The following is a 9,941-nucleotide window of genomic DNA, read 5'->3' as shown; positions in this document are numbered from 1 at the left end:
ATATTGTCAACACTATCCAGCGCCGACAGATTATATACTATGACTAATTACACAAAATTATTTACAGACCCTGGTCCTGCTGACACATTTGAGGTGTAGGCAGTGTCATTGGCTATCTCGGCCAGTGCTTCTTTAAAGTCCTGAGTACTGGTCGGCCTGCCATCGAATTCGTTAATGGCTTTATCCACTGCGCTTTGAAGATTCTTTAATACCCTTTCAGTTGCACTGTAAAATTTATGGGTATACCCCTCTTCTTTTAATCCTTTAATTTTCATATCGATATCATCTCTCAGTGCAATTAAATTATCTTTGCTTGGGGTATTTAAATCTTTAAGGGCAATTTCGAAACCTTTAAGTACGCTGATTTTTACCTGCAACGCCTCTATCTCTTCCGGGGACAATCGGCCTCTTTTTTGACCGGCATCCAATTCTTCTTTCAGTTTTACATGGCGGTTCCTGACGGCATCCACAGCGACTGTAATCTCAATTTCTGACGAGGTTTTAATATGAGGACGGATAATGACTTTTTTACTGTAATCTTCAAGGCTTAACTGGCTGTCCAAGAGATTTTTCTTATCCCCCTCACTTAACCGCCCTGCCTGCTTGTCATAGAGCCATTGTGAACTATTCGCCTGCAAAAATCGCCATTGGTCATAGACTCGCTGAGAAACCAACAACGCGCCCTGATCATGGATGGAAGCGGCAAGCCATTGTCGGGGGTTTTCTGGATCTTGTTTTAACCGAATCAAATCGTCAGGGCGAGTCACTTCCCTGCAAAAGGTTTTAAAATCCAGGTTTGCATAATATTTATCAGCAATGCTTAACGAGCGTCCATCGTCCACCTCCTGTAAAGACTGCCAATAGTGAAAGACCCGCTGTGAAATCAATTCCACACCTGGTTCGCCGGGTTCCGCCTCCTGCCATTGCTGAGATCCAGGCGGATGTTCCCTCACCAGCATCAAGTCATTGGTAATGGTCATTGAAAGCTTGTCTTTGCTATGCCGCTTAAACCATTTTTCCGCACCCTCAGATCCTTTCACACCAAAACCAAAACCCCGCGCACCATACGCTTTGGATTCGGATATGCGTTGATTATTCAAATCAAGATCGGGCTGTTGCTCAAACCCATCACGTTTCCAGGCCCGCCTGTTACCCATAAAATTGACAATTTTCTGGAACAAGGAGGGTTCTTCACCCACCACACGGCTAAACAGTTGTTTGGTTCCAGGCAAGGTGTCGATTTTTTTCATCAAGTCATGGATTTTATGAAAAGGGATACTCCACGATGAAAACGTTTCAGGAATAACAAACCCCAAATCGGATTTCATCACCGCTTCGCGCATACTATCCTTGGCTTTTTCAAGAATAGAACTGTGTTTGTGCAAATCCTGAATGCCTGAGAACCCTTTGTGATTAGCAGCCTGAATAACCAGTTTGCGCATTTGTGAAACCTCACGCGCTTTACCCCCGTCGATGGCGACAACATCGTTACCGGAATAATCCACGGGCTCGGCTTTTGGTAGAAAGCGTTTTGCCTGCTCAACAGCCGCCTGCGTGGCTACGGTTTTACCGCTGGCTGAGGGGCCGGAAACAATGATAGCTGGTCTTTCTGCCCATTTTTCTCCGGGATAATGTTCAGTGGAGGCATGGAAAAGGGCGTTGCGGTATTCCCTGCTGTTTAATTCCTCTTCAAGGGCCAGACGATAAAGTTTTACCCCTTCATCACCCAAAAAATCCTGCATGGAGATTGTAGCCGAAGCAGGATCGAGAGCCCGTTTACGCGCATCGCCTTTATATGACGGTTCTTTGCCGGCCTCAATGGCAGCAATGTGAGCAATGAACTTTTTTCGAAAATACTGCGGATCATATTGACCACTGTCATCCGCAGGCGCCTTGGGGTGATGCGCATCAAGCGGAACGCCACGGTATAATTCAGCCTGCGCGTCCTCATTCAATCGCCTACTTACGAATTGTTCGGTATCAATGTCAGTATAATGACCAATTTGTGAATTTAATCGTTGTTGAATGGTCTGTTGGTCTTCATTCAACACGTCACGCAGCTTGTCTTTATCAACGGCCAAAGTAAATCTCTGCAGCAGCACTATTGTATAAATATAGACCAATATGAAGTAAAAAAGCGGCCAACAAGCCGCTTCATTATCGTTTGAATCACGCTAACGGAATAATCGAATAGTCGGTAAAACGGTATGGATTAAACCAAAAAATTGCAGGATATAAAGAATTAATATAATTAACACCAAGACATTAAGCAGGGTTTTAATCGCGCCAGGCATGGGAATAAATACATTCACAAGCCACATCAGCACGCCGGTAATAATAATCAGTGCTATTAAATTGAGTAGTTCAGCCATGATAATTTCCCAGCAGTGAAGACATGTAAAGTATAGCAAAGATAAGCTACCGCGTCTAAAAAGGCAGTTATTCCTGGTCGTGAGCAAAGGGACCGGCCTGGCATGCAATAAATGGATTGTTGATTAATCGGATGAGTGGGTATCCTTGCGACTCAGCAAGTCGCGAATTTCGATTAAAATGGCCGCTTCACGGCTCAGTTTTTCCGGCGCTTCATCCTGTTTTTGCTGCAACAAATTAATGAGCTTAATAACTACAAAAATAGCAAAAGCAATGAGGGTAAAATCAATAACGGTTTGTAAAAACGCGCCCCATTTAACAACGGCGTCACCAATCTGAAAGGATTTATTGGCTACATTTATACCGCCTAACAGCAAGCCGATAAGCGGCATGACAATCCCATCAACCAGTGAAGAAACGATTTTTCCGAAAGCAGCGCCAATCACCACGGCCACGGCGAGATCAACCACATTACCACGCATGGCAAACTGTTTAAATTCGGTGAAGAAACCCATTATAAAATCCCTTTAGTCATGGACGGCCATTTCATCCATTAAATGGCCGAAACAGGGTTAAAGAGTGGCTGATTTCTCAGCATCCCCTACCATATTTTTAATTTCTGCCAGTTTGGCTGTCAAATCAGCTGGCACCGTGCCGCCTCCCTGGGCCATATCGTCACGTCCACCGCCCTTGCCGCACAAGTGCTTAACCAATAAGCCCGCACTGGGCACCTGGCCTATGAGATTTTTGCTAATTCCTGCCACCACATTCATTTTATCCTGATCAATGGCATAAAGCAGGATGACAGCATTGTCCAATTTGGATTTCAATTGATCCAGGGTCGTGCGTAAGCACTGGCTATCGGCATTGTCCAGCTTTTTAACCAAGAGGTTCACTTTGCCGACTTTAACTGCTTCTGACAACAGATCGTCACCGGATTTTGCAGCCAGCTTGGCTTGCAGGCGAGCCAATTCTTTTTCCTGCTGTCGCGTCTCATTCAGCAATTGCGTGAGTTTTTCAACTGCCTGCGGCGTGGTGGTTTTTAATTTCTTAGCCACTTCATCCAGGCTGTCTAACTGGCTATTAATCCAGTTTAAGGCATAAGCGCCCGTCATCATGTCAATGCGGCGTACACCACTCGCAATGCCGTATTCCGCGATGATCTTGAACACACCAATGTCACCCGTGCGGATAGCATGTGTCCCGCCGCAGAGCTCTTTGGAAAAATCACCCAGAGACAGCACCCGAACCTCGTCACTGTATTTTTCACCAAACAAGGCGACCGCACCGCTGCTTTTGGCTTCCTCTATGGTCATTAATTCAGTGACCACGGGATGATTGGCACGGATCTGAGCATTGACCAGGCATTCAATACGATGAATTTGTTCCGCTGTCAAGGCTTCATAATGAGAGAAGTCAAAGCGGGCGCGCTCCGCGTCAACCAGCGATCCTTTCTGCTGGACATGGCCGCCAACGACCTGTTTTAACGCGGCGTGCAACAAATGGGTGGCGGTGTGGTTTAAGCGAATGGCACCGCGACGCAGCGAATCCACTTTTGCTTCAACCGATTGACCAGCCGTGAATCTTCCCTTGAGCACCTCACCGTAATGAACAATGGCAGACCCGACCCGCTGCGTATCCTCGACCTGAAATAACGCGTCCTCACCCAGCAATTGCCCCTTGTCCCCGACCTGACCCCCGCTTTCAGCGTAAAAGGGTGTCGCGGCAAGAACAATAGCTCCCTTCATACCCGCCACCAGTACCTCCGTTGGCTGACCTTCGTTTAGCAGGGCCGTCACCGTACTGGTCATCGCTTCGACCTCGTAGCCATGGAAAGTGGATGTTTCCTGCAATTGTGCGGATTGAGAGTAATCGGTGGTAAACTGGCTAGCCGATTGGGATTGTTCCCGCTGTTGCTGCATACAGCGGTTAAACCCTTCAATATCGACCGTCAAATCCTGCTCACGGGCAATGTCTTGCGTTAAATCCAGAGGAAATCCGTAAGTATCATAAAGCTTAAACGCCACCTCACCACGGAGTTCGCGCCCAGCCATGGTTTGAATCTCGCCTTTAAGTAAACGAAGCCCCTGCTCGAGCGTACGGGCGAACTGATTTTCTTCCTGGGTAAGCACCCGCTCGATTTGTTCACGTTTATCCATTAATTCGGGATATGCATCGCCCATCACGTCAATTAAAGGAACAACCAGGCTTGAGAAAAACGGCGATTGCAACCCCAGTTTATTCCCATGCCGAACCGCACGGCGGATGATGCGCCTTAACACATAGCCCCGTCCTTCGTTGCCGGGCAAAACGCCGTCTGTAATCAGGAAGGAGCAGGCGCGAATATGATCAGCAATGACTTTAAGGGATGGGTGATTGGCTGCCGTAGACGGCGTTAATTTCTGTATGGCGCAGATAATGTGCTGGAAACTGTCGATTTCGTAATTGGTGTGGACACCCTGCACCACGGCGGCAATGCGCTCAAGGCCCATGCCCGTATCCACAGAGGGTTTGGGCAGAGGATGCAATTGGCCCTGTTTGTCGCGATTGAATTGCATGAAGACGAGATTCCAGATTTCGATGTAGCGGTCGCCATCGGCATCCGGACTCCCTGGCGGCCCGCCAGGGATAGACGGTCCATGATCATAAAAAATTTCGGTGCAGGGGCCGCAGGGTCCTGTATCGCCCATGGACCAGAAATTATCTTTTTCACCGCATCGGGAAAAACGCTCAGGCGATACCCCCATTTCCTTTAACCAGATATCCGCCGCCTCATCGTCGTCTTCAAACACGGTTACCCAGAGTTTTTCCGCAGGAAGTTTCAACACCCCGGTAAGAAATTCCCAGGCATAACGAATGGCTTCACGCTTGAAATAATCGCCAAAGCTGAAATTACCCAGCATTTCAAAAAAAGTATGATGCCTGGCCGTGTACCCGACATTTTCCAAATCATTGTGCTTACCGCCTGCCCGCACACAACGCTGTGAACTCACGGCCCGCGTATAGGGACGCGGCTCGAGACCTAAAAAGGTGTCTTTGAATTGCACCATGCCGGCATTGGTAAATAACAGGGTGGGATCATTACCGGGAACCAGGGAACTGGATTCGACGGCCTGATGACCTCGTTGGGCAAAATACTCAATAAATGCTTTTCTAATGTCTGAACTGTTCATGCTCTCACAACGTTTAAATTATCTTTAAAAACTCGAGCGATAATATCGCCAGGGAATCCGCGGTACAGTAAAAATCGTTGCTGTTTCTTAAGTTCAGCAAACGAGGCAGGCACACGGGCCTTAAATTTTTTCAGCCAGGCAGCCTCTGCATAACCTGGCCAATTGTCTTCTTCCTCGGCCAACACCGGGGCCATAATGTCCTCACTGATCCGCAGCGCCTCCAACTCCTGTCGAATACGCAAAGGCCCATATCCCTGATGGATACGGGTGCGGCACAGCTGCTCGGCAAAGCGGGCATCGCTTTGCAACTGGTGGTGTTGGCATAAACGAAGCGCTTCGTTGGCGTCGTCCCGGCTATGCCCCTTCTGAATTAACTTGTCAAACAACTCCTGCGCACCGTGCTCCCGCCTGGCCAGCAGGCGCAAAGCACAATCGAACGCCTTAGTCATCAGCCGTCTCGACCTCTTCTTCCATTGTAGTCACCGGCAGTTTCTTCACCAGCAGTTCAGCCCGGATTTGTTGTTCCAATGTCTGAGCAATGGCAGGATTTTCTTTCAGATAAACGCGAACGTTATCTTTACCCTGACCAATTTTTTCCTGTTTGTAGCTGTACCAGGCTCCGGATTTCTCAATCAGGCCTAATTGCGTGCCCAGATTGATGATTTCACTTTCACGGGAAATCCCTTCATTATACAGAATATCAAAATCCGTGGTGCGGAAAGGGGGAGCGACCTTATTTTTAACGACTTTAACGCGTGTCTCGCTGCCAAGCACCTCTTCTCCCTTTTTAATGGAGCCGACACGACGAATATCAAGGCGCACGGAAGAATAGAATTTCAAGGCATTACCACCAGTGGTGGTTTCGGGGTTACCGAACATCACGCCGATTTTCATGCGGATCTGGTTGATGAAAATCACCAGCGTATTGGAGCGTTTGATATTAGCTGTCAATTTACGCAGCGCCTGCGACATCAAGCGGGCTTGCAAACCCACATGAGCATCCCCCATTTCCCCTTCAATTTCTGCCTTGGGCGTTAAAGCAGCAACCGAGTCGATGATGATGACATCCACCGCCGCAGAACGAACCAGCATATCGGTAATTTCCAGCGCCTGCTCACCGGTATCGGGTTGAGACACCAGAAGCTCATCGACATTGACGCCCAGTTTCGCGGCGTAGCTGGGATCTAAAGCATGTTCCGCATCGACAAACGCGGCTGTACCGCCCATTTTCTGGCATTCGGCGATGACTTGCAGGGTCAGTGTGGTTTTACCAGACGATTCCGGGCCATAAATTTCAACGATACGTCCTTTAGGCAAGCCACCAATACCCAAGGCAATATCCAAACCTAATGAACCCGTGGAAATCGCTTCAATATCGCGTTCTGCGCTGCTGTCGCCCATGCGCATCACGGAACCCTTGCCGAACTGGCGCTCGATTTGAGCCAATGCAGCACTCAGCGCTTTTTGTTTATTATCTTCCATAGTTAATCACCTAGTATTCAAAGGGCAAATTATCACACAGATGGCCACTGGCAGCAAACGTCGCGATTACGTTTGAGGATAGGCTTGATTCAACAAAAAAATCATGCCATGCAGAGCCTCGACACAGGAAAGAAAACGAATCTGGCTGCGTGAAGACGGGGAATATAGACAGGAACGGGATTGCATCAGGCCTCCCCGCTCAGCAAAAGCGAAGCAAACCGTCCCGACCGGTTTTGCCTGTGTGCCGCCATCCGGCCCGGCAATGCCCGTGACCGCCAGGGCTACATGGGCATGACTATGCGTTAAGGCGCCTGCGGCCATGGCTTCCGCCGTTTGCAGACTGACTGCACCGTATTGCGCCAACACGACGGGATTAACCCCCAGCAACTCCTGTTTGGCCTCATTGCTGTAAGTGACAAACCCGCGATCAAACCAGGCCGAGCTGCCCGGCAATTCCGTCAGCAGGGAAGCAATCAAGCCGCCGGTACAGGATTCAGCCGTGGTAATGATCAATTTTTTTTCACGCAATAAATCGGTAAGGGATTTCAGCAAAGGCTCTATGACTTCATTCATCGTTTCTATGCCTTAAAAAAAACCCCGCATCATTGCGGGGTTTCTCATTCTTAAAAACCATTACTCAGGCTTGGAAGCATCCGTAGCTGCATTGTTATCCGTTGGCGTTGTCGTGGTTTGTTGGTTAGTGTTTTGATCAGCAGGGGCTGGCGCAGGCGTTGTGGTGGTTGTTTGCTCAACATTCGCAGCCGCATTGTCTTCCGCTTTCTTCTCAGCATTATCTCCACATGCAGTCAGTAATACCGCCAGGAATGAAGATACAGCCAAAAGGGCTAAACGTTTCATAGTTATTCTCCGTGTTTTTAACATTATTGTTGTTCTAGATCACCAGCTATAGTCTAGCAAAAATTTACCTTAAGTGAAGAAGTTAGCGTTGATTTACCGCAAATATGTTCATCTTGGCAGTGGTTCGACAATTTGCGGTCAGGCAAAACTGTTTTTATTATTTAATCTTGGGTTAAGAATAACGCATTAAAATGGCTGCATGATTCCAATGGTATTTAAACATGCATATGCAGCCTCCTCTTAATCAAGGCAAAATTATTGCTCATCTCAACCGCTACCGGTGCGCATGAATAAATCCGGGGTTTGCAATGGTTTGGCCGCCGGGTATATCAAATATGCGCTGCAAGGACAAATTGATCAATTCCAGACCATTTTAAACACCATTGCCAACCTGCCCCCCAACGCCGAATGGAATGAGGATGTTTATTCCTTCGCCAAAGACGTGGCGAAAAGCTTCATGCCCGAAGAATATGATAAAACCTTAAATCAATTAAACAACCTGGCCACCCTGGATATTGCAGGCAAAAAACTCGCACCCGCCTTTGATTTGGCCATGACGACCAGTGATACCAACTGGACTCAAATCTTAAAAGAGATTGCCCTGCGAGACGATGAAGCCATGATTGTGCGCAGCGTCAATCATGCCGTGGCCATCAGTAAAAAAGCAGGGAACTACATCATTTATGACCCTAATTACCGGGGCGGTTTCAAAGCATTCCGAAGTGAGCGGGAGGTCATTCATGAATTGCATTTTAATGTGTTTGGCTACACCGGCATGCTGGGATTTGTCACCGATTCATTGGATCTAAGCGATGCGCTTAGCCCCATAGCAGTCCCGCTTGAACTGTATGGTCCTTTAGGCCTGCACGTGCAGGTCGTCAGGCACCCGGAACAGAGCAACACCCCACGGTCTTTTCCTGACATAGGCGGCTTATTTGAAAAATACCTCAATACGGACCAGGCCGCATTAAGCAGCGCCGGCAATTATGGGATTACCAACATGTTCTGGGCTATTCTTCTTGACAACAAGGATGCGGTCAATGCCCTGTATGCCAAAGGATTTAAAAATGACAGGCATTTAATCAGCGCCTGCATGGTTGCGGCCGCCGTGAATGCAACCCGGGTATTGCCTCTTTTTCTTTCCCAAATCAAAAAAGAAAGCGACATTTCGCATCTGCCTGAAGTCTTCATGGAGGCATTAGGTGAAGGGCGTCAGGAAGCGCTGGCTATCCTCTTACAGGATAGCAATGGCAGGACGTGCTTTGAGGACATTATCCTGATGCGCGGCAATGCCGCTACTTACCTCCATGGTGCCGCCGCCGGCGGTAACAGGGATGTATTGCAGTATATGCTTGATGCCTACCAGCAGGAAGGAGCCCCACCACTGAATGAGAAAGCCATTGCTGAAAAAATTCTTGCCGGCAATGCCATCGGGGCGGCCATAGGCAGCAAGTCCGTCGCCTGCGTGAACCTGCTTTACCAACAATTAAAAAAAATTCCCGGCGAGATCGATGACCTGGTGTTACTGACCCATTTATTGCAGGCCATTCGCGCCAACCAACTGCCCATGGTCGAGTTTTTTATTGCAGAAATTCACAGGCTCCCCGAATGTCAGGAGCTTCTCTTTGAAGCGGTTAAATTAAACCCCAGCCTGGTTGCAAAAACAGATATTTCCATTTTGCGGCTTTTGCAGGCAAACCATGTCCATTTTTCACCGACTGCTCAAGCAATTATTGATAAAAAAGAATCCCATCCTGCTTCCTCCTTAAGCTTCCTCGACAGTTTGATCTATGAAATCACGGATTTCATAAAAGAAGTCCTGCTAAAACGCGACGAGACAGAAGAAAATATCCATCGTTTTAAAACCATGAAAAGCGGGTTATTCAAGCATAAATCCCCTAAGGCTGACGAGGCAATCGAGCATTCGCCTTTACCCCCTTCGCCTGAAATCGGGCAACCCTGTTAAATAATTGTTTTACAAAGCGCTTATAATTAATGCAAATGACAGCGGGACTTTTACTGACTTGCCGTGGTGCATTTGTTAAAATCGCACTATTT

Annotated in this window: 9 protein-coding genes; 1 reads left to right on the top strand and 8 read right to left on the bottom strand. The window is 48.0% G+C overall.

Annotation, left to right across the window (positions count from 1 at the left end):
- Positions 1-47: 47 nt before the first annotated feature.
- The 8 genes from Lery_RS00710 to Lery_RS00675 all read right to left on the bottom strand — a co-directional run bounded on the left by Lery_RS00710 (position 48) and on the right by Lery_RS00675 (position 7,883).
- Positions 48-2,081, bottom strand: a complete 2,034-nt coding sequence (locus Lery_RS00710) for a hypothetical protein (RefSeq protein ID WP_131750974.1) — start codon at positions 2,079-2,081, stop codon at positions 48-50.
- Positions 2,082-2,174: 93 nt separating this feature from the next.
- A complete protein-coding gene (locus Lery_RS00705; RefSeq protein ID WP_058525324.1) occupies positions 2,175-2,372 on the bottom strand; it encodes a Thivi_2564 family membrane protein in 198 nt (65 codons plus the stop codon).
- Between the two features lie 123 nt (positions 2,373-2,495).
- Complete coding sequence (gene mscL, locus Lery_RS00700) at positions 2,496-2,885, bottom strand: large-conductance mechanosensitive channel protein MscL (protein ID WP_058525323.1); 390 nt, start codon at positions 2,883-2,885, stop codon at positions 2,496-2,498.
- Positions 2,886-2,942: 57 nt separating this feature from the next.
- Entirely contained in the window at positions 2,943-5,543 is a 2,601-nt protein-coding gene (gene alaS, locus Lery_RS00695) for an alanine--tRNA ligase (protein WP_058525322.1), read from the bottom strand.
- The gene (gene recX / locus Lery_RS00690) at positions 5,540-5,992 is read right to left on the bottom strand and encodes a recombination regulator RecX (RefSeq protein WP_058525321.1); all 453 of its coding nucleotides are present in this window, start codon (positions 5,990-5,992) and stop codon (positions 5,540-5,542) included. Before recX ends, alaS begins: the two co-directional genes overlap by 4 nt.
- Positions 5,985-7,025 (bottom strand): recombinase RecA, encoded by a 1,041-nt coding sequence (recA, locus tag Lery_RS00685; RefSeq protein WP_058525320.1) that lies wholly within the window; start codon positions 7,023-7,025, stop codon positions 5,985-5,987. The genes recX and recA overlap by 8 nt, the downstream gene beginning before the upstream one ends.
- 66 nt (positions 7,026-7,091) lie before the next feature.
- Complete coding sequence (locus tag Lery_RS00680; RefSeq protein WP_058525319.1) at positions 7,092-7,598, bottom strand: CinA family protein; 507 nt, start codon at positions 7,596-7,598, stop codon at positions 7,092-7,094.
- A 60-nt stretch (positions 7,599-7,658) separates the two neighbouring features.
- The gene (locus tag Lery_RS00675) at positions 7,659-7,883 is read right to left on the bottom strand and encodes a hypothetical protein (protein WP_058525318.1); all 225 of its coding nucleotides are present in this window, start codon (positions 7,881-7,883) and stop codon (positions 7,659-7,661) included.
- A 286-nt stretch (positions 7,884-8,169) separates the two neighbouring features.
- Between Lery_RS00675 and Lery_RS00670 the strand changes: the two genes are divergently transcribed.
- A complete protein-coding gene (locus tag Lery_RS00670; RefSeq protein WP_058525317.1) occupies positions 8,170-9,849 on the top strand; it encodes a YopT-type cysteine protease domain-containing protein in 1,680 nt (559 codons plus the stop codon).
- The last annotated feature ends 92 nt before the right edge of the window (positions 9,850-9,941 follow it).

The organism is Legionella erythra, assembly GCF_001467615.1.
GTDB lineage: Bacteria > Pseudomonadota > Gammaproteobacteria > Legionellales > Legionellaceae > Legionella_C > Legionella_C erythra.
This window is presented reverse-complemented; position numbering and strand designations above follow the sequence as displayed.

Coding starts and splice junctions, on each gene's coding strand:
- recA (WP_058525320.1), bottom strand. CDS start 7,025: ATGGAAGATAATAAACAAAAAGCGCTGAGTGCTGCATTGGCTCAAATC.
- recX (WP_058525321.1), bottom strand. CDS start 5,992: ATGACTAAGGCGTTCGATTGTGCTTTGCGCCTGCTGGCCAGGCGGGAG.
- alaS (WP_058525322.1), bottom strand. CDS start 5,543: ATGAACAGTTCAGACATTAGAAAAGCATTTATTGAGTATTTTGCCCAA.
- Lery_RS00705 (WP_058525324.1), bottom strand. CDS start 2,372: ATGGCTGAACTACTCAATTTAATAGCACTGATTATTATTACCGGCGTG.
- Lery_RS00675 (WP_058525318.1), bottom strand. CDS start 7,883: ATGAAACGTTTAGCCCTTTTGGCTGTATCTTCATTCCTGGCGGTATTA.
- Lery_RS00670 (WP_058525317.1), top strand. CDS start 8,170: ATGAATAAATCCGGGGTTTGCAATGGTTTGGCCGCCGGGTATATCAAA.
- mscL (WP_058525323.1), bottom strand. CDS start 2,885: ATGGGTTTCTTCACCGAATTTAAACAGTTTGCCATGCGTGGTAATGTG.
- Lery_RS00680 (WP_058525319.1), bottom strand. CDS start 7,598: ATGAATGAAGTCATAGAGCCTTTGCTGAAATCCCTTACCGATTTATTG.